This window comes from Brachyspira alvinipulli ATCC 51933 (assembly GCF_000518245.1).
Taxonomy (GTDB): domain Bacteria; phylum Spirochaetota; class Brachyspiria; order Brachyspirales; family Brachyspiraceae; genus Brachyspira; species Brachyspira alvinipulli.
On sequence record NZ_KI912404.1, the window covers coordinates 303,634 to 325,174 of the forward strand.

Sequence of the window (21,541 nt, forward strand, 5' to 3'; positions counted from 1 at the left end):
TTAAGCCCATATCATTAGAAACAATTTGTAAAGGATAGGAAGTAGAACCACAGTTAATGCACCTGCTACTCCTATTGCAAGTCCTGACATAGCTCCTTCAGTTTCTCCAAGCTCAATTGCTTTACTTGTACCTACAGCATGAGAAGAAGTACCTATTGAAAGCCCTACAGCAAGCGGAGATTTTATTTTAAATACTTTGCATACAAATGGGGCAACTATAGCTCCTACAACCCCTGATATTATAACAGATAGAACAGTTATTGACTTCATTCCGCCCATATTAGCAGTTATATCTACAGCAATTGCAGTTGTAACAGATTTTGTAAGAAGTGATGGAAACAATGCTTCAGATATACCTAATAGTTTAGCAGATATGAATATTCCTATTATTCCTATTGAGCTTCCTATTGCTATACTTATTAATATAACAGCAAGATTAGCTTTAAGTATTGGCAAATTTCTATATATAGGTAACGCTAAAACAACTGTTGCAGGCCCTACCATAGCATTTATAAATTTTCCGCCGCTTTCATTATAAACATTGTAAGGCACATGCATAAAGTATAGTGAAAAACCAACTAGTATTACACTTGTTACCAAAGGTGTTAAAACTGGAAATTTAGTTTTTATATAAATAGTATACGATATAATATAGGCTATTAATGTTATTACTATTGGTATTATTGGGTTTTGTATAAATAAATCTTTCATTTTGATTTCCTTAATTTTGAAAATAGTTTTTCAAAAAATTGTGCTGATAATCCGGTAGATGCCATAATTACTACTACCATAAATACACATATAATTACAAATGGTATAATTTCATCTTTAACATATTTATATTCATCCATTATAGCTAATGTTCCAGGTATGAATAATAAAGCCATATTATTTATCAATATATCACTTGCCTCATCTATATGATTTTCTTTTATTATTCCTGTTAAAAGCAGTATGAATAAAAGTATCATTCCTATAACGTTTCCTGGTATTGGTAATTTTAGCGATTTGCTTAATATATCAGCTATAGAGTATACAGAAAAAATAACCGCAAACTGTTTTATTAGCTTCATTTTTATTTCCATTTATTTATTTTTTTTGCTATAGATTATATATATTTATAATATGTTTTTCAATAGTATTATTAATAATAAAAATATTATTTTATTGCATTATATTTACTATTATAGTATTATGATAACTAAAATATTTAAGAGGGTTTAATTATGGTTAGAAAAATTTTATTAATTATATCTGCTTTAATTTATGTTTTTTTAATTTCATGTTCTTCAAACAGCAAAGAACGCAGTACAAAAGAATTATTTATTAATGCAGGAGAAGAACCTAAAACTATAGATCCGACTATTTCCGGAAATGATTTTGTATATCCTAGACATGCATTTGAAACTTTAATTATTAAAGGCAAGGATGGAAGTTTGCAAGGCGGTGCTGCTGAAAGTTGGGATATATCTGCAGACGGACTTACATATACATTCCATTTAAGAACAAATGCTAAATGGTCTGACGGTCAGAATGTAACAGCAAATGATTTTGTTTATGCACTTCAAAGAGGCGTAAATCCTAATAGCGGTGCTGAATATACATCATTTTTAGAATATGTAAAGAATGCATCTAAAATAATGGCTAGCGAACTTTCAGCAGATCAGCTTGCTGTGAGAGCTATTGATGATAATACATTGGAAATTGTTTTAGAATCTCCTACTGGTTATTTTTTGGATATACTTACATATCCGATATTTGCTCCTGTTAGAAAAGATATTATAGAAAAATATGGAGATGAATGGTCATTAAATCCTGAAAGTTATATTGGTAATGGTGCTTTTATAATGACAGAGAGAAACCCTGATGAAAAGATAGTAATGATTAAAAATACTAACTATTGGAACAAAGACAGCATAGTACCTGATAAAATTACATTTGTTATGATGAAAGATCCTACTTTAGCATTGGCAGGTATAAAAGATGGTTCTTTAGATTTTTCTGTGAATATTGTAGAGCAGGATTTAGATAAATTAAAATCTGACGGAATAGTTTATATAGCCCCTTATTTTTCTACAGTTGCTTTCGGAATTAATGCTACTAATGAAGTATTGAAAGATGTTAGAATAAGAAAGGCGTTGTCTTTGGCAATAGACAGAAATTATATAGTAGAAAATGTTGTACCTACTGCTAAAGGTCCTACAAGTGCTTGGGTACCTGTTGGTGCTTATGATGTAAAAGGGGACTTTAGAGAAAATGGAGGAGAATATATAGATTTATCAAAAGATGCTTATTCTAATAATGTAGAGATGGCTAAGCAATTAATGGCTGAGGCTGGATATACTAATGGAGAAGGTTTTCCTGTATTAGAATATAAAACTACTTCTGATTTAATTTATATACAGGTTGCTGAAGCTGTGCAGCAGATGTGGAAATCAGCTTTAGGAGTAGATTTGCAAATATCTTCTATGGAATGGGCAGCCTATCAGCAAATGAGAAGTGAGAAGAATTATCAGCTTATAAGGACATTATGGATTGGAGATTACAGCGATCCTATGACATTCTTAGAAAATTACTTGAGTTACAGATCTCAAAATTCTTCAAGCTATAGTAATGCTCAGTTTGATAAATATATTGAAACAGCTAGAAATACTTCCGATCAAAACGTTAGAATGAATGCTATGCATGAGGCAGAAAAACTTTTAATTGCTGAAGATAATTTATTAATACCTATATACAATCCTTCAAATCCTTTATTAGTAAGTAAAAGATTAAAAGATTATGTATTAACACCATTACTAGAGTTTCAATTTCATTATGCATATTTAGAATAAACTATAAAAATGATAAAGCCTCGTCAAAATAAAACGAGGCTTTTTATTTTTTATTATTCTTCATCGTTATTTTCAGTATTTTCTTCTTTATTATCTTTTTTTAATTTTTCTATTCTTATTTTAGTAACAATATTGCCGCTTTTTCCAACTACTGTAAATGAATAATCTTTATATTCTATAGCTTCATTTCTTTTAGGAAGTCTTCCCAAATATGAAAATAAAAAACCTCCTACAGTATCCGCTTCATCATCAGGTATAGGAGGAAGTATTTCATATTTATTAAAGTCATCTATCCTAGTTCTAGCATCAACCAAATAAGTTCCGTCATCATTACTTTTTACCTCTTCGTCTTCTTCATCATATTCATCTCTTATATCACCAATTATTTGCTCTAAAACATCTTCCATAGATACTATTCCAGAAAATCCTCCATATTCATCTACTACCATAGCAATATGAATTTGCTTTTCTCTGAAATTTTTTAATAATTCCATTAATGATATTGATATTGGAACAAATAATGGTTTATGAAGCATCTTTTTTAAGCTGAAATTTTTTTCATCTGTTTCTACTAAATCTTTGACATATAAAACACCTACTATATCATCTATTCCATCTTTATATACAGGTATTCTTGAATTTCTATCTTTATTAAAAGTTTTTATCACTTTATCATAAGAAGATTCTATTGGTATCATGCATACATCTACTCTAGGAACCATTATTTCTCTTACATTTTTAGATTTTAATGCTATTGTATTTGTAATTATTTCTCTTTCTGCCGCACTTAATGTTGATAGATTTACATATTCATTTTGATTTTTTTCAGGTTCTTTCTTTTTTATTATTTTAGACATTATTTTTTTTATAGGCATTTTTTATCATTCCCTTAATTTATTTTTGTATGACTTTATATATTTTATAACTTCATAATATAATTCTTTCATTTTTTTATTATTTTCAATTAATGATTTTTTACTGTAATTATGATGTATGCCTTTTAGATGCAAAATAGAATGAATAATAAGCTTCAATATAGTTTTTTCTATTTTTTCTTCTTTATATCTTTCTTTTACCCATTCATAAGAAATAACTATATCGCCTCCTTCATTAATATCTCCCATAGGAAAAGTTAATACATCGGTTGCTTTATTTTTATTTCTAAAATTATTATTAAGCATTTTTATGTATTCATCATTGCAAAAAACCAAATTAACATCACCATCAATACCGGCTACTTTTGATGAGCAGTATAAAAAATATTTATAATATTTTAAATTTATATCATAATCAGTTTCATTAAATACATTGACTTTCATAAATAGTTATTATTTTTTTACAGTATCCTTAGTATTATTATATTTTAATTCTTCTTTTTCATTTTTATGCTTTATTGGAATTTTTTTAGCAATTTTTTCTTTTATTTTTTCTTCATCTTTTTTATTTTCTTTTACAGCTTGTTTTTTCTTTTCTTTATGTTCCTTGTTTTCTTTATTTTCTTTTATTTCTTTAGTTTCTTTCTCTTCTTTTTCATTTTTCTCGTTTTTTTCATCCGGCAATTCAGGATATTTTATTCTTTCATGTAGAGAAACTATTATTTTTTGGAATGATATTCTTTTTATAATTTCTATATCTTTTAATGTTAATCCGCTGTCATTTAATTCCCCATGAGCTATCTTATCATCTACAATATGCTCTATCATCATTTCTAAATCTTCTCTTTTTGGAGAATCTAAACTTCTGCTTGCTGCTTCTATGGAGTCTAATATCATTAAAATAGCAGTGATTTTAGACTGCGGGCGAGGACCTGGATATGTAAATAAATTTATATCAACTTCAGGATTTTCTTTTAGTGCTTCCACATAAAAATATTTTATCAAAGTTGTACCATGATGCTCTTTAATAGCTGCAATAACTTCTTTAGGCAGTCTATATTTTTTTGCTATTTCCACACCTAAACGAATATGTGCTTTTACTATTGAAGCAGATAATGTAGGTTTTAGTTTTTTATGTCTATTGTCATTTACATTTGAATTTTCGATATAATATAATGGATTTTCCATTTTTCCTATATCATGGTAATATGCTGATACGCATGCAAGTCTTGCATCTTCTCCTATTTCTTCCGCTATAGTTTCAACTAGATTTGCCATACTAATAGAATGGTGATAAGTACCAGGAGCATTCATTTGTAATTGTCTTAAAAGCGGATTATTTAAGTCTGCTAACTCCTGAAGTCTGAATATAGTTGCTGTTTCAAGCATGTATTCACATATAGGTAAAAATATCATAACTAATATTGCCTGAGTAAATCCGCTTGCAAATGCTAATACAAAAGTTAAATAATTTATATTTACATTGCTGTCTAAAAGCATTCCTATTAAAGACATTACACTCAAATATATTCCTATATAAAATCCTATCCATAAAACAGCATTTCTGCTATTAATTTTTTTAGATAGTATTGATACACATATAGATATTATAAATAGAGCAGATGTTTCAAATATATTTGCTTGAGCAACATTTGCAGCTAATATAGTTATACATAATGTTATTAAAGAAGATATTCCTTTTCTTGCTCCAAGTAACGAATTAATCATTGCAAACATAGGTATAAATGTATATATATAGAATGGTATATAATTATGTATTCTATATGATATATGATTATGAAATAAATATGTTATAGATAAAATTAATACATATTCTATAGAGAATAATATATAATTTTTTAAATGTATATAAAAAGGAATTTTATATTTAAAAATAATACATCCAAGTGATATAAATATTAGAAGTATAAATAAAGCCTGACCCAATAGTATATATATATTGTAGCTTTCAAAATTGTTTCCAAATAGAGATCTTATAAGTTCATATTTATCTTCTGTCACTTTTTCTCCTACTTTTAAAATAGGAAATCCTTTTTTAATTGTATTGTATACTGGCTGTATTGAAGATGAAACTTCATCCATTTTTTTTTTAGTTTTTGTAGAATTGTATATTAAATTATCTCTTAAAAATGCATTAATTATAGAAGATATAGTATTTATATGGTTAATATTAAGATTTCTATATTTAGAACCTACTATGGAAGGCAATTCCATTCTTAAATCTTCTAAAAAGAACACTCTATTTTTTGGAAGTACTCTTTCTTCTACTATATAATTATCAAAACTATATAAAAATATTCCATTATCTAATATTAAGCTTAATGTATCAGAATTCAAATTTTCTCTGGATATTATTCCTATATCAAATAGTTCTTTTATTGTTTCTATAACTTTATTTTCATATCCTATATTAAGATCATTAATTGCAGCATTTGAGAATACAGATTTATTTATAGGTTCATTATATTTAGCTAAAAATTCATTGTACATATCTTCTATTGGAACATTATTATCATGAGATATTCTAATAAAAGAAAACATATTGCTTATCTTAGATATAGTTTCATATTCTATATTCTTAGGCATATCAAAGATAGGTGTTACAGCTGATTTAGCATAATATATTATTTTTTCTGTTTCTGCTTTATTTTCATATCTTACATTACGTTTTATTATTAAAGGTTCAGTAACTATATTTCCAACAGGAGGTATATTTGCTTTTTGCATATAGTTTGGAAAAACCAAAAATAATGTAAATGCATACATTAATACAGCTATTGTTGCCTGCAAAATTCTTTCTATATTTGGTGTTTTATTTATAACAGATTTCATTATTTTTTTATTTGTATTCATAATAAAAATACCCTTAATTATTATTTTCATAAGCTTCTAATATTTTAGAAACTAAATAATGTCTTATAACATCTTTTTTTTCAAAATGATGGAAACCGATACCTTTGATATTAGTTAATATTTTTAAGGCATGTTTAAGTCCTGATTCTACATCTTTAGGTAAATCGCTTTGTGAAATATCTCCGGTAATAATTGCTTTTGATTTTTCCCCAATTCTGCTTAAGAACATTTTCATTTGTGATATAGTAGTATTTTGTGCTTCATCAAGAATTATGAAAGACTTGCTTAAAGTTCGTCCTCTCATATATGCAAGCGGTGCAACTTCTATTTTTCCTTCTTCTGTATATCTTGATATCATATCATTGGATAAAAGGCTGTATAAAGAATCATAAATCGGACGCATATACGGAGAAATTTTTTCTTTAAAATCTCCAGGCAAATAACCTAAACTTTCTCCAGCTTCTACAACAGGTCTTGTTATGATTATTCTTTCTATTTTTCCTTCGGCCAATAAATTTATAGCATAAGCAACAGAAAGAAAAGTTTTACCAGTTCCAGCAGCCCCAGTGGAAAATACTATATCATTTCTCTGCATTTTATATAGATATTCTCCCTGCGATATAGTTTTCATTTCTATATTTCTGCCTAGATAAGGCAATTTTATACGCATTGAGATTAATTGATTTTCTTTATCTTTATGTATATTATCTGCTATACTTGCTACTTTTTGCTCTGTTATTTCTGCAGATGAATTATATAAGTCTTTTAGAGTATATAAAACTTTTAAAGTATCTTCTATTTTATTTGAATCGCCTTCTATAGTTAATTCATTTCCTTTGGGGAATATTGAAACATTAAATTTTTCCTCTAATATTTCAAGATTTTTATCATTAATACCGCATATTGAAATAAAAGACTCATTATCTTTAAATTTAACTTTGTTATCTAAAATTTTTTTATTAATTTTATTTCATCCTCTTTAATATTAAGTATAAATTTTATATCTATAATAGTATACAAAATTATATGTATTGTCAATATATACAAGAAAAAATATAATATTTTTAATAATTAAATTTTATTATGAAATTTTTGATATTTTTTCAAATAGTATTACTGTTAAAATGTGTAAATATTATTGACAGTGATTATTTGTATTATATAATAGCAATAACTATAATAATTGGAGTATACAAAATGAATAAGCGTATATTTATACTATTTTTTATAGTAATGTCATTTATTATCATATCTTGTGGCGGAAGCAGCAGCAAAGATAATAAAAATGTTATTACTATAAATGCAGGACCTCAGCCTAAGACAATAGATCCTAGCTTAAATACAGCTTTAGATGCATGTTATTATGTAATGCATGCATTTGAAGGTTTGACTACAAAATCTAAAGATGGGAAAATAGTAGGAGGTGCGGCAGAAAGCTGGGAAGAGTTTGATAATGGAGCCAGATATATATTCCATTTAAGAACAAATGCTAAATGGTCTGACGGCAAACCTGTAGTTGCTGAGGATTTTGTTTACAGCTGGCAGAGAGTTGTAGATCCTGCTGTTGGAAGTCAGTATAGTTTTCAGCATGAACCTGTAAAGAATGCTAAGGCAATAACAGCAGGAGAAATGCCTGTTGATTCTTTAGGTATTAAAGCTATTGATGATTATACATTAGAAGTAACTTTAGAGGCACCTACAGCTTATTTTTTAGATTTGGTTGCTTTTCCTACATTTTATCCTGTAAGAAAAGATATAGTTGATCAATATGGAGACAGCTGGAGTTTGAAAGCTGAAACTTATATAGGTAATGGTCCATTTGTTACAACTGAAATTAATCAGGATGAAAGCATTATAATGGTAAAGAATACAAATTATTGGAATGCTGCTGAAGTTGTTCCAGAACAGTTAAAATTTGTTCTTATGCAAAATGAAACAGCTTCTGTTGCAGGAATAAAAGAAGGTTCTATAGATTTTTCTAAAATATTGCCTACACAAGATATTCCTACTTTAAAAGAAGAAGGATTATTGCAAATTAAACCTATGCTTGCATCATATTTCTATTGTTTCAATACTACAAATGAAGTATTAAAAGATGTTAGAGTTCGTAAGGCTTTAGCTTTAGCAATAGATAGAAATTATATAGTGGAACAGGTTACTAAAGGCGGAGAAACTCCTGCTAATGCTTTTGTACCTTATGGTGTAAATGATGCTGAAGGAAGTTTTAGAGAGAACGGCGGCGGATTTTTTGATATAAGTCCTGAAAATTATCAAAAAAATGTAGAAGAAGCTAAAAAATTAATGGCAGAAGCCGGATATCCTGATGGAAAAGGTTTCCCTGTTTTTGAGTTTAAAGCAGATCCAGGATTCCATATTTCTATATTTGAAGCAGTACAGCAGATGTGGAAAGAACATTTAGGAATAGATACTAAAATAGTTCAAGAAGAATGGGCTGTATTTTTGCAGACAAGATATGATAAAAATTTAACTATGTGCCGCGGAGGATGGTTTGGTGATTTTAATGATCCTGTAAACTTCTTAGCTTTATATACAAGTTATTCTCCAAATAATTATAGTTCTTATAGTAATGCTCAGTATGATGCTTATATTCAAACAGCTTTGACTACAGGCGATCAAAAAGTGAGAATGGAAGCTATGCATAAAGCAGAAGAACTTCTTGTGAATAGTTTTGCTGTAGTTCCTATGTATTTTTATACAGAGCCATTGCTAGTTTCACCTAAACTAAAAGATGTTTATTATGATGCTTTATCTATGCATAAATTTACTTATGCTTATAAAGAATAATTAAACAGATTTTTATTATAATACGTAATAGAGAGCATTGATTATTATATAATCTTTGCTCTTTTTTATTGAAAATTAAATAATTTTATATTTTTATGATTTGTATATGTAAAAATAAAAAATAAAAAAATTATAAAAATATATAGACTATTTTTTTTATTTATAGTAGTATATAATTGTTTAATTATAAAGTTCAATTAAGGATATTATTAAAATTATACTATTATGAGAATCTTGCTTGCAATAACTAGTTCTATATCCGCATATAAAACTCCAATGTTAGTCAGTATGTTAAAGAAACAAGGACATGAAGTTATTTGTGCTGTTACAAAAAATGCTGAGAATATGGTTGGGGTAAAGGCTTTAGAAACTATGAGTGGCAATCATGTCATAACAGACTTATGGAAAGATGATGATGTTCTTGTACATATAAATATAAATAAAAAAACAGATATTATGCTTATAGCACCGGCAGATGCCAATATGATAGGTAAAATAGCTAATGGTATATGCGATGATAGTATTAGCACTATAGCTTTAGCATATACAAATAAAAAATATTTTGCTCCTGCTATGAATCCGTATATGTGGCTTAATAAAGCGACACAAAAAAATGTAAAATATATGATAGAAGATTTAGGGTATGAATTGATAGAACCTGAAAAAGGAAGTATGGCATGCAAGGATGACGGAGTAGGGAGACTAGCAAATATAGAAACAATAATAAAAAAGATAACAAATACTTCTAATGAATATGATAATATAAGATTTACAATAACTTCCGGTGCTACTAAAGAATGGATAGATCCTATAAGATATATAACTAACAATTCAAGTGGTAAAATGGGAGCTTCTTTATATGAAGAGATATATATGCATGGGGGAGTATCTACATATATAGAGGGTGAAGTAGATAATTATTTATCGGTATCATCTAAAGATAAAAAAATAAAAGTTGAAACTACAAAAGATTTGCAAGACAATGTATTAAATGAACTTCCTAATACAGATATACTTCTTATGGCAGCAGCTCCTTTGGATTTCAGACCATCTGCAGTTTATGATAAAAAAGTAAAAAAACAAAATATCAATAATATAGAATTAATTGCTAATGATGATATACTTGCATCTACTATTGATAAAAAAAGAAAAAATACATTAATAGTTTCTTTTGCTGCTGAAACTGCAGAAAATGAAGAGGAGTTAAAAAATTATGCTGTTGATAAGATGAATAGAAAGGGTGCTGATATGATAGTTGCCAATAATATAAATGATGCTATAGGGAAGGATACAAATAAAATAACTATTATTTTTAAAGACGGAAGATGTAAAAACTTTCCTGTTTTAAGTAAAAAAGAATGTGCAAAAGAGATAGTAAGTATTGCTGTTGATGAATGGAAGAAAAAACAGCTATAATATATAGTATAAAAAAGAATTTTTAATGGCGGGTTTGATTGATGAGTTATCTTTATGAAATAAAAGAAATTAGTAAGGTTTACGGACATGGAGGCGGTGCCACTCAGGCATTGAAATCAGTTAATCTTACAATAGAAGAAGGAAAACTTACAGCTATACTAGGACCTAGCGGTTCAGGTAAGAGTACTTTGCTTAATATATTGGGCGCTTTGGATAAGCCAAGCAGCGGACAAGTATTGTTTTTAGGAGAGGATATCTCTCATTATAGCAATAAAGAGTTAGCTAAGTTCAGAAGGGAAAATATAGGTTTTGTTTTTCAAAGCTATAATTTGCTTCCGAATTTAACTGCTATAGAAAATGTAGAGTTTTCAACAGAGATAACAGGGCTTTCACGTGATAATGCTGCGGAGGCTTTGAAATTATTAGGTCTTGAGAATAGGGTAAAACATTATCCTACAGAATTATCAGGAGGTGAACAGCAGAGGGTAAGTATTGCACGTGCTATAGCTAAGAAGCCTAAAGTTGTTTTATGCGATGAGCCTACGGGAGCATTGGATAATAAAACAGGTGTTATGGCTTTAAAAATACTTAGAGATTTGAATATAAATTTAGGAACTAGTATTGTATTAATAACTCATAGTAAGGAAATAGCTAAAATGGCTGATACTGTTGTAAAAATACTAAGCGGAGAAGTTATTGATAGATATGATGTTGAAAATCCTCTAAATCCGGAAGATATAGAGTGGTAATAATAATTAAATAATGGATAAGATGATAAATAATGGTAAATATAAAAACTAAACTTTTATTCAGAAAAATTAATAAGCAATTAGCTATATTTATGTCGGCTGTGTTTATAGTAACACTTGCAGTTCTTTTCTTTGTTGCTGTAAAGACAGTGTATAGAGATTTTAAATTATCAGCAGAAAATTATTTTGAAAATAATATACTTGATGATTTAGTTTTATTTGGAATGTTTAATACTAATGATATAGATACATTAGAAGAAATAAACGGTATTGCTAAAGTAGAGGCTAAGCATAGATTCCAAGGAAAAATAAATAATATTGATGCTATTATTTATGGAACAGACAACAGTGATAATAGAATAAATAAGCCTTTTGTATATGAAGGAAGTACTGAATTAAAAACTAATGAAATAGCTATAAATAAAAATTTTGCTATTGCTAATTCTTTAAAACTTGGGGATACTGTTGAATTAGTGTATAATGATAAGACTAATTCTTTTATTATAGCTGCATTAGTATCTTATCCTAATTATGTATTTCTTTTTAAAGATGGTGCAAGTACTGCTTCTGAGGCTAAAGATTTTGCTGTTATAGAAATTAATGAGGATAATTTTAATTATATACCTTATAATTCTGTGTATATAAAATACAAGGAAGATGCTGATAAAAGCAATGTTGAAAACTTAATAAGAACTAAGTTAAAACAAAAAATATTCTTCTTCACAGATAGAGAACAGTCTGTTAATTATGTGAATTATGAACAGACATTGCTTCAAATAGATTCTTTTTCTTATATATGTCCTTCAATACTTTTATTTATGGCTATACTTTTACTTTATATAATTCAAAGAAGAAATGTTGCAGTTGAAAGAAAACAAATCGGTATAATGAAGGCTATAGGACTTACAGATTTTTCTATAATGTTTATGTATATAAAATATTCTTTTTTAGTGTCTTTTTTTGGTATACTTTTAGCTTTTATAGCAAGTAAGTTTCTTTTACCTCCTATATTTAAAGCTCTTGGAAATATATTTGATATGCCTAATTTCAAATATAATGTTTATATAGATTTGTGGATTATAGCTACTATAATAATATTGTTTGTATGTATATTCTCAAATCTTTTAGCTGCTTTATCAATATTGAAGCTTAATCCTGCTCAGTCTATGAGAGGAGAACCTCCTAAAGGCGGTGGAAAAACATTAATAGAGAAATTAAAAATATGGAATAAATTTTCTTTTAATACAAGATATGCTATTAAAAATGCTTCAAGGAGCAAAACTAGATATTTAGCTTCTCTTTGGGGAATGTTTGCTGCCATTAGTATGACAGTGTTTGCACAAGGGTTTAATAATTCTTTTGATTATTTTTTATATACTCTTTATGAAAAATTTGCTTTATATGATGCTACAGCAACGGTAAATCCTGTTAAATGGGAAAATAGTTCTGATATAGTGACAAACCGCTGCATACAATATTTTGATAAGGCTGCTATTTATCAATCTAGAATTTACCCTGCATTTAGAGATGATGCTGATAGTTTGTATATACCTACTCTTATATATAAAGACAGTTTTTCTTCTCTTGATATACCTAATAATGAGAATATGGAAGATTCTGTTATGCTTCCTAAATATTTAGCTGATAAATTGAAAGTTAAAGAAAATGATTATATAGGTGTAGAATTATATACTCTTGGAAACAGCATATCAAGACGTGTTAAAGTAAGTAAATTTGTGGATCAGCAGGGTATGTTCTATGTTTATATGAATAAAGATTTTGCTGAGGAAACATTTGATATTAATGATGTTTATAATACTTTATTCCTTACAACAACAAATAATACTCCTATTTCAAATTTAAAAGATATATTAGATGAGAGCAAAGAAGTATCTTATTATAGTTTTAGAAATGATGAATATGAGGCATATAAGAATCAAATAGCGACAATATACCTTCTTGTACAAATACTTATATTCATAGCATTTTTATTAGGTGCTACATCTCTTTACGGTGTAGGTGTAATTACGCTTGCAACAAGAAGATACGAGTTCACATTGCTTAAGGTTATGGGATATACTACAAAAGAAATAATGATAGCTTCATTGAAAGAAACTATTACTCAGGTTATAGTAGCCATACCTTTAGGAATAGCTGCTGGATATGGAATATTATATTTAGTAAAAGGACCATTTTCTAGTAAATTATTCTCATTTGTTCCTCATGTATATGAATCAAGTTATGCTCTTGCTATAATTTTATTGATTACTGTAATATTATTGGTGTCTATTATGAGTTCGCATTATATCAATAAATTGGATATGGTTGAGGGATTAAAAGACAGAGAAGAATAATATTTGATTTTACTTTGTTCTTGTATAAAAAACTAGCCGCTTATAAAATTGTAAGCGGCTAGTATAATTTTAATATAAAATTAATTTTTTGCAGGTATTCCGAAAGGCATTCTTAATTTTACTATAGTACCTGCACCTTCAGAACTATCTATATTTATAGCCCCTTGCATAGTATCAAGCAAATCTTTTACAACAGAAAGTCCTATTCCTATACCGCCATACTCTCTTTCAAATCTTGAATCACCTTGATAAAATGGTATAAATATCTTTTTTAATTGGCTTTGTTTTATTCCTTTTCCGGTATCTTTTACCATTATTTCTATTTCATTTGGTATGATGTTTTGCATTGTATGATAGTTAAATAAATCTGGAGAGAAATCCAAAGCCTTTTTTTCTATTGTGTCAAGAGTTCTAACATTAATAGATATAGTACCTGATTTTGTGAATTTAAATGCATTTGATATAATACCTTCCATGATAAGTCTAAATCTTTCATGGTATCCTATTAGAACAGAACAATTTTTTTCTACATTTATTTCAATTTTGATGTCTTTAGGATATATGAATTTGTATCCTTCAACTATTATATTAATTTCATCTTCTACATTAAATTCTGATACATATTTTGAATTTTCATCATCTTTAAGTGCAATTTGTATTAAGTTATTATTAGTATCATACAATTTTTTTACACTTCTTGAAACAATGTTAAAAGCCTCTTCTCTTCTTTCTTCTGTTATATTATTCTTTTTTAATAAATTAATGTATCCCATAATTTCAGTAAAAGGATGTCTAAGTTCATGCGAAACAGTAGCTTTAAATTCTCTTATAAGTTTATTATAATGTTCAGCACTTTTTTTAAGTGAGTTAATTTCATTTAAAAGCGTATGAAGCCTTTTTTGAAGTATTAAATTGTGATTTTTTTGATGTTCATATAGTATTGAAAAATAAAGCCTATTAAGTCCTATTTCAGTTCCAGCATTTTTTATTATACCTTCTTTGCACCATTCTATAGCTTTATTAAAAGGAACAAAAAAAGATTCTATAGTCTCTTCCATAACAGAACCGTCAGTTTTTATATGTTTTTTTGGAACTATGCCTGTTATATCACATGTGGCAATATTTATTCTCTCTGTGATGATTCCTGATGAACTATAATATCTATGCCCAAGTACATTAATATTTTTTAAAGGCACAGAATATCCAGTTTCTTCCTCAAGTTCTCTTTGAGCACATTTTTTTATGCCTTGATTTTGATTTTTATCATTCATTTCTTCTTCTTCAAGCATTCCTGCAGGAAACTCTAAGAATTTCATTATATGCTCATCTATATCCTCAGGATTTTTTTCTGTCATTACCTTTTCTCTATAATAAACAACGGGTCTGAATGTGCTAATCATAAGTACATGTATTTGATTATCTATATATGCATACGGTACTATTATTACAGCGTCACGGCCTTTTCTATTAATTATATCGCAATTATATTCTCTTGAAAAACTGCCGTCATCGTATTCATTTATAGCAACAAATCTTTCTAAATTAACAAATCCCGTATCCAATTTAATTGGAGGGGATTTATGGAAAAATTTTGTATCTTTTACAGTTTTGGTATTCTTTTTAAGATTTTTATTGTCATTGTTATCCATAATATAGACTCTTATTCGTTTTTTAGATATTTTGTTAATGTTACAGAATTGCCTTTTTTATTATATTTAACAGCATCAAAATATGATTTAACCATCATCATTCCTCTTCCGTTTTCTCTGGCAAATCCTTCATTACTTATTTTTTTCATTTCTTTTTTAGGTTTGAAACCGCAACCTTGATCTTTTACATTTATGATTATTTCATTTTTAGCAATTTCTAATGAAATTTCTACATGTGTTTGTTTTGCTCTATCTGTTTTTAAAAGTTCTTTTAATTTTTTATTGTATATATTTTTTTTTAACCATTCCTTTTTCATTTCATATAATATATTTAAATTCCCGTGCTCTATTGCATTCATTATAACTTCATATAGTGCTGCGGCAAATAGGTCTATTTCATCATTTTTAATATATTTTTTTATTTCATGGCATATATTTTCTATGATAGGAGGTATATCTTCTAATCTATTTTTAAGAATATATTCTTTCACAATTTTACCTAAAATTTTTCTAGTATTATATCATTATAATGATATAATATCAAATTTATAATTTTATCTTGCTTAGTATTAATCAGTTTTATATGTAAAAATATATAAAATAATAGTTTACTAATAAATACTAAGTTTATTATGTACTTGACAAAAGAATTATTATGAAGTACAATGAAAACAATACATTTGCATTTAAAATTTTTTTAATAAAGATAAAATACAAATCTTTAAGGAGACAAAATGAAACGAACTTATCAGCCAAGTAAGTTGCTTCGTGCAAGAAAATTCGGATTTTTCAAACGTATGGCAACTAAACATGGACGTGATGTCTTGAAACGCAGAAGAAGAAAAGGCAGATATCGCTTAACCGCTGCCGATGAGTAAAATAATTAAGCAATGACAAGCAGTACTTATGGAAAACTGTGATAAGGAATACTCATTAAAATTATATAATAAAGAACGATTAAAACTTAGAAATGATATATCAGTATTCTTTAATAAAAAATATAGTATTAGGAGATTAAGTAATTTCTATTATACTATTTTTCTATTAAAGAATAATCGTTCATATTCTAGATTTGCTGTGACCATTAAAAAGAATAAAGCTAATGCTGTGTATAGAAATAAAGCTAAAAGAATTGTAAGAGAAGTATACAGATTAGAAAAGAGTAAAATTCCAGTTGGATATGATTATTTTATTATTATAAATAGATTTGATGACAGTCATTCCTATTCATTTAATAATTGCAGAAGGGGTTTACTTAAACTCTTTCAGAAGGTTTAAATTATGAAAAGTGTTCTTTTATTCTTAATTTTTATCTATCAAAAGGCTATTTCTCCTTATTTAAGGCCTTCTTGCAGATTTATACCTTCATGTTCGGAATATGCTAAACAAGCGGTTATAAAACACGGAGCTATAAAAGGCAGTTTTCTTGCGGTTGCCAGAGTACTTAGATGTAATCCTCTAGCAAAAAAAATCTATGACCCTGTGCCATGATTTTTTTATATGCTAGCCATATTCATTTTTTAATTGCTTATTATGGAGTTATTGTATTTTATAATTGATTAAGGAGCTTAAATAGTTTATGAGCAATAATAAAAGAATGGTTATAGCAATAGGGCTTTCGGCTATAATATTGTTTCTATACATGTTCTATCAGGCTAAGACAATTAAGCCTGTATATAATTCAAATGCTAATACGAATTCAAATGCTGTGAATAATACAAATACGGCTAATAATGTAAATCCATTGTTAAATACTGACCAAATGCAGAAAGTTGTTCAAATAGAAAATACAAATGCTATATCAGATACAAAAAAAGTTTTAGAAAATGAATATGTTATAGCAACTTTTGAAAATGGTTCATTATATTCTTATAAATTGAAAAATTATTATCCTCAGGATTTAGGAAGAGATTATACTAATGAAATTATTGATATGGTTGAACAGGTTTATGAAGATATATATCCTTTTACTGTAACATTCCAAAATCTTTCTAATTCTATTGCTGTACCAGAAAATTTGAGATATGAATTAGTTTCTGAAAATGATAAATCTGTTAGCTATGCTGCTGAAACTATTATTGATGGTACTGCTGTTAGAATTACTAAAACTTTTAATTTTGGAGAAGATCCTTATCAATTAAAAAATTCTGTAAAAATAGAAAATATTGGTGAAAAAGATTTGAATATGTTTTATTCATACTTTTTGGGTACAGGTATAGGTCCATATAGAACAGATAAAAATTCTATTAGAGAAGATGCTACCAGAGCTCAGTATTTAATAAAAGGAAATGGAAAAGCTAAAATACTTCTTACAGGCGATATAGTAAAAGATAATATTTTTACAAGATTATTCGGTTCTTCAAGCAGGGGAATTAAAACTAATCAAATGCGATACAATGTATATGAGGGTGAAGATAAATGGGTAGCATTAAATAACAGATATTTTGCTATAATTTCATCTCCAGCAGATTCTAATAATACAGTTTTTGAAACTATGACTTTTTCTAAGCCTTCTAGTAATGAATATAGAAATGATTTTCATCTAGCTAATTTAGTTTCTAAGCATAATATTCAAAAAGGTTCTTCTATAACAGATGAGTATTCTGTGTATATGGGACCTAAGGTTAGAAGTATTTTTTCTGATTATTATGCTGCTGAATCTTATGAGTCAATATTTGGTGAATATATTTTAAGACCATTTATATATGTATTGAATATTATTTTGAATGCTTTATACCATGTAACTAATAATTATGCTTGGGCTATAATATTATTTACATTGATATTTAAGATAGTAACTTTCCCATTAAACAATGCTTCTTATAAATCTATGAAAAAAATGCAATTGGTTAATCCGAAGATAGAGCATATAAGAGAGCAGTATAAAGATAATCCGGAAAAACTAAATGCGGAGATAATGGCTATATACAAAAAAGAGAAAATAAATCCATTAGGTGGATGTCTTCCTATGCTTTTACCATTCCCTCTTCTTATAGCATTTTTCTATCTCATGCAGTCTATGGTGGAATTGAGGAATACTCCGTTTTTATGGATAACAGACCTTTCTTCCCCGGATAAATTATTCGTATTTCCAGCAAGCATACCTATATTGGGAGGATTTAACTTTAACCTATTCCCTATAGTTATGGCTGTAACAAGTTATTTAAGTATGAAACTTCAGCCTTCATCTTCATCAGGAACTACAGGAGCTGCTGCTACCCAGATGAAAATGATGACAACTATTTTTCCTCTTATGATGTTGTTTATGTTCTATAACTTTGCAAGCGGACTTGCATTATATTGGACAGCACAAAATATATTCGGTGTTATTCAGCAGTTTATAACATCCAAATTGGATAAAACTAAAGCTAATAATACAGTTGAAGAGGAAGTAAAAGTGAATGTGAAAAAGAAAAAAAGAAAAAAGAAATGATTTTTAACAAATTAAGAATAATATGAAAATATTATTCTATCATATAGATAAGGAGTTATACTATGTTAGTAAAAGAGTTTAGCGGTAAATCAGAAAAAGAAGCTATTAGTAAGGCACTTGAAGAACTTAATCTTACAGAGGATCAGGTTAGAATTGAGGTAATAGATAAGGGTAAGCGTAATTTATTTGGATTAGGTGAGGAATCACCTACTATTATACGTGTTTATTATGAAGAGATTTCTACAAATTTAGGTGAGTTTCAGTCTATAGTATCTAATATATTAAAATATATTGGTGTTGATGCAGAAGTTACTGCTAAGGAAGAAAGTGAAAAAAGAATATATATCAATATTTCTACAGAAGATTCTGGCGTATTAATAGGTAAAAAAGGTGCTACTTTAGAGGCTTTACAATTTATTATATCATTAATAGCTTCAAAAAAATTCAGCGATGATAATGAAAGACATATTATATTAGATGTTGATGGTTATAGAGAGAGAAGAGAAGAGACTTTAAAGCATATAGCACGTCAGGCTGCTCAGCAGGCTAAAAAAACTAGAAGAGTTGTTGCTTTAGATCCAATGTCTCCTTATGAAAGAAGAATTATACATCTAGAATTACAAAATGATCAGGATGTTGAAACTAAAAGCGACGGAGAGCCTCCATATAGAAGTGTAAAAGTTTATTCAAAAAGAAAAGGCGGATATAATAAAAGATATAATGACAGAGGCGGATATCATAAATCATCATATTATAAAAATAGATAATATGTGTAAAAAATAATATTTTTAAGGAGGCTGCACAAAGCCTCCTTTTTTTGTAAGAAATAAATTCTCTAATAGCATTCTCTTTTTTATCGATAATAATAAATAGTACATAATTCTTTGGAGTGTGATAAAGTGCCAAGATACGAGCAGTTAAAAGCTAAATCTAAAGGTATAACGTATACAAGACAAATAAGAAATGAAAGTAAAGAAATAAATTTAAAAAAACCATTAATTATTTCTATTGCTTTTATTGTTGTAGTAGCTGTTATATTTTCTGTTGTAAAAAAATATTCTCCTATGGTTAATATAGCTGTAAAAGATTTTTTCAGCATTAATCACAGGGAAGCTTTAGCTTTAGAAAGCGACGGTATGCAGGAAGATACTGATAAAATGACTTTTTTAAATAAAATACCTTTATTTAACTTTTTTATAAAAACTGATACCAATGAAACTTTATCTATTATGACTTATGAAACTAATTCAAAAATAGAAGCTGCATTAGATAATTTAGATAGTAGTATTCCTACTAATTCAAATATAATAACTAGAGAATCTCTGCTTCCATTCTTTAATAATAGCGGAAGTAATAATTCTATTTTGTATGACAGCGATTATATAGATTATGGTGATAATCATGATTCAGTTTTGTTTTCAAATAGCAATAATGCTGATGATAAAGCAACTAATAATGAATATACTAAACCCCAGAATTATTTAGAACAGATGATATTAGAAAATAGAAGTGCCGAAGATAAAAAAAATAATACAGAAAATACTGCAGATGTTTCTAATAATACACAAAAAGAAAATAGAATATTTAGTGATATTTTAAAGCCAAAGCAGAATACTAAAAGAGAAGTTACAACAATGAAGCCTTCTTCAACCACTACTTATAGCAGTAAACCTCCAAGTTATATAAATACAGATAAACAAAATGATTATAAAGAAAATGATAATAGTAAAGAATATGATTTTAATATAAACGATTATTTGAAAGAAAATACTACAGAAAGAGTAATAAATAATCAGGTTAAAAGAAGTGATAATAATAATGTAGTAAGTGATAGAAAACAAGTAATTCAAGGTTCTGTTTATACTATTACAAATTCTTTGGATAAATCTAATATTGATTATGACAGAGTAATAAACGATATGGTTAATCCTTCATCAAAGGTAAATAATATAAAACGTGAAGATAATAATAATAATTTAGTAAAAGAAAATACTAGAATAATAAATAATGTAGATAAAAAAGATATTATGCAGAAGGCTCAAAATGATATATACAATTATAATATAAGAAAAGCCAATAATAGCATAACTAGAGATTTAAACGAAAGAGAATTAAAATCTAATGATGAAGGAATATATTTAGTTGAATATAATGAGAATACAGGTTCTATAACATTGATATTTAGAGAGAGAAAATTTAATAATAGTTCATCTATTGAAGAGGCTATAAGAGAACTGCTTAATGGTGCTACTGATGATGAAAATAGAAGAAATATTATAAGCTGCATACCTAAAGGTACTGAATTATTGGATATATTTGTAGAAGGAAATACCGTGTATTTAAACTTTAATGAAGATTTTGAATTTAATCCTTTAGGCAATGACGGTACTATGGTGCAGATTTATCAATTTGTATACACTGCTACTCAATTTAAAGATATAGATAATGTTATATTTTTAATAAATGGACAGCTAAATGAAACCATAGGTGCAGAAGGTGCTATAGAGAATATGCCTTTCGGAAGATTCCAATAATTTTATTGATATTTATTT

Annotated in this window: 19 protein-coding genes; 11 read left to right on the top strand and 8 right to left on the bottom strand. The window is 27.5% G+C overall.

Features of this window, described 5'->3' with window-relative positions:
* Together T324_RS0111615 and T324_RS0111620 are read right to left on the bottom strand one after the other, a co-directional pair.
* Nucleotides 1–711 carry an LrgB family protein gene (locus T324_RS0111615; RefSeq protein ID WP_028330410.1) on the bottom strand — a complete coding sequence of 237 codons (711 nt, stop codon included), beginning with the start codon at nt 709–711 and terminating at the stop codon, nt 1–3.
* Complete coding sequence (locus T324_RS0111620) at nt 708–1,073, bottom strand: CidA/LrgA family protein (protein WP_028330411.1); 366 nt, start codon at nt 1,071–1,073, stop codon at nt 708–710. The genes T324_RS0111615 and T324_RS0111620 overlap by 4 nt, the downstream gene beginning before the upstream one ends.
* Nucleotides 1,074–1,226: 153 nt before the next feature.
* Between T324_RS0111620 and T324_RS0111625 the strand changes: the two genes are divergently transcribed.
* Nucleotides 1,227–2,834: a peptide ABC transporter substrate-binding protein gene (locus T324_RS0111625; protein ID WP_028330412.1), complete on the top strand. Its 1,608-nt coding sequence runs from the start codon at nt 1,227–1,229 to the stop codon at nt 2,832–2,834.
* A 53-nt stretch (nt 2,835–2,887) separates the two neighbouring features.
* On the opposite strand, the gene tlyC is transcribed toward T324_RS0111625, so the two are convergent.
* The 4 genes from tlyC to T324_RS0111645 are packed head-to-tail and all read right to left on the bottom strand — an operon-like array spanning nt 2,888 to nt 7,214.
* Complete coding sequence (tlyC, locus tag T324_RS0111630; RefSeq protein ID WP_028330413.1) at nt 2,888–3,709, bottom strand: hemolysin C; 822 nt, start codon at nt 3,707–3,709, stop codon at nt 2,888–2,890.
* Between the two features lie 6 nt (nt 3,710–3,715).
* Nucleotides 3,716–4,153: an rRNA maturation RNase YbeY gene (gene ybeY / locus T324_RS0111635; RefSeq protein ID WP_028330414.1), complete on the bottom strand. Its 438-nt coding sequence runs from the start codon at nt 4,151–4,153 to the stop codon at nt 3,716–3,718.
* Nucleotides 4,154–4,162: 9 nt separating this feature from the next.
* A complete protein-coding gene (locus T324_RS0111640) occupies nt 4,163–6,583 on the bottom strand; it encodes an HD family phosphohydrolase (RefSeq protein ID WP_028330415.1) in 2,421 nt (806 codons plus the stop codon).
* 13 nt (nt 6,584–6,596) lie between these two features.
* Nucleotides 6,597–7,214, bottom strand: coding sequence for a PhoH family protein (locus T324_RS0111645; protein WP_245580701.1), 618 nt, complete (start codon nt 7,212–7,214; stop codon nt 6,597–6,599).
* A gap of 566 nt (nt 7,215–7,780) precedes the next feature.
* On the opposite strand from T324_RS0111645, the gene T324_RS0111650 reads away from it, so the two are divergent.
* The 4 genes from T324_RS0111650 to T324_RS0111665 all read left to right on the top strand — a co-directional run bounded on the left by T324_RS0111650 (nt 7,781) and on the right by T324_RS0111665 (nt 13,907).
* Nucleotides 7,781–9,388 (top strand): peptide ABC transporter substrate-binding protein, encoded by a 1,608-nt coding sequence (locus T324_RS0111650; RefSeq protein ID WP_028330417.1) that lies wholly within the window; start codon nt 7,781–7,783, stop codon nt 9,386–9,388.
* Between the two features lie 225 nt (nt 9,389–9,613).
* Entirely contained in the window at nt 9,614–10,804 is a 1,191-nt protein-coding gene (gene coaBC / locus T324_RS0111655) for a bifunctional phosphopantothenoylcysteine decarboxylase/phosphopantothenate--cysteine ligase CoaBC (RefSeq protein ID WP_028330418.1), read from the top strand.
* Between the two features lie 41 nt (nt 10,805–10,845).
* Nucleotides 10,846–11,553: an ABC transporter ATP-binding protein gene (locus T324_RS0111660; protein WP_028330419.1), complete on the top strand. Its 708-nt coding sequence runs from the start codon at nt 10,846–10,848 to the stop codon at nt 11,551–11,553.
* 32 nt (nt 11,554–11,585) lie between these two features.
* Nucleotides 11,586–13,907: an ABC transporter permease gene (locus T324_RS0111665; protein ID WP_028330420.1), complete on the top strand. Its 2,322-nt coding sequence runs from the start codon at nt 11,586–11,588 to the stop codon at nt 13,905–13,907.
* A gap of 80 nt (nt 13,908–13,987) precedes the next feature.
* On the opposite strand, the gene T324_RS0111670 is transcribed toward T324_RS0111665, so the two are convergent.
* Both T324_RS0111670 and T324_RS0111675 read right to left on the bottom strand, forming a co-directional pair.
* Nucleotides 13,988–15,556 carry an ATP-binding protein gene (locus tag T324_RS0111670; RefSeq protein ID WP_028330421.1) on the bottom strand — a complete coding sequence of 523 codons (1,569 nt, stop codon included), beginning with the start codon at nt 15,554–15,556 and terminating at the stop codon, nt 13,988–13,990.
* 11 nt (nt 15,557–15,567) lie between these two features.
* The gene (locus T324_RS0111675) at nt 15,568–16,047 is read right to left on the bottom strand and encodes an ATP-binding protein (RefSeq protein WP_028330422.1); all 480 of its coding nucleotides are present in this window, start codon (nt 16,045–16,047) and stop codon (nt 15,568–15,570) included.
* 243 nt (nt 16,048–16,290) lie between these two features.
* Here T324_RS0111675 and rpmH point away from each other — a divergent pair, with 243 nt between their 5' ends.
* The 6 genes from rpmH to T324_RS0111705 all read left to right on the top strand — a co-directional run bounded on the left by rpmH (nt 16,291) and on the right by T324_RS0111705 (nt 21,523).
* The gene (gene rpmH / locus T324_RS0111680; RefSeq protein ID WP_028330423.1) at nt 16,291–16,434 is read left to right on the top strand and encodes a 50S ribosomal protein L34; all 144 of its coding nucleotides are present in this window, start codon (nt 16,291–16,293) and stop codon (nt 16,432–16,434) included.
* 28 nt (nt 16,435–16,462) lie between these two features.
* Nucleotides 16,463–16,834 (top strand): ribonuclease P protein component, encoded by a 372-nt coding sequence (gene rnpA, locus T324_RS0111685; protein ID WP_028330424.1) that lies wholly within the window; start codon nt 16,463–16,465, stop codon nt 16,832–16,834.
* Nucleotides 16,835–16,837: 3 nt separating this feature from the next.
* On the top strand, nt 16,838–17,047 hold the full coding sequence (yidD, locus tag T324_RS0111690) for a membrane protein insertion efficiency factor YidD (protein ID WP_028330425.1): 210 nt from the start codon (nt 16,838–16,840) through the stop codon (nt 17,045–17,047).
* 88 nt (nt 17,048–17,135) lie between these two features.
* Nucleotides 17,136–18,989 carry a membrane protein insertase YidC gene (gene yidC / locus T324_RS0111695; protein ID WP_028330426.1) on the top strand — a complete coding sequence of 618 codons (1,854 nt, stop codon included), beginning with the start codon at nt 17,136–17,138 and terminating at the stop codon, nt 18,987–18,989.
* 62 nt (nt 18,990–19,051) lie between these two features.
* Nucleotides 19,052–19,756 carry an RNA-binding cell elongation regulator Jag/EloR gene (jag, locus tag T324_RS0111700; RefSeq protein WP_028330427.1) on the top strand — a complete coding sequence of 235 codons (705 nt, stop codon included), beginning with the start codon at nt 19,052–19,054 and terminating at the stop codon, nt 19,754–19,756.
* Between the two features lie 132 nt (nt 19,757–19,888).
* Nucleotides 19,889–21,523, top strand: a complete 1,635-nt coding sequence (locus T324_RS0111705) for a GerMN domain-containing protein (protein ID WP_028330428.1) — start codon at nt 19,889–19,891, stop codon at nt 21,521–21,523.
* The last annotated feature ends 18 nt before the right edge of the window (nt 21,524–21,541 follow it).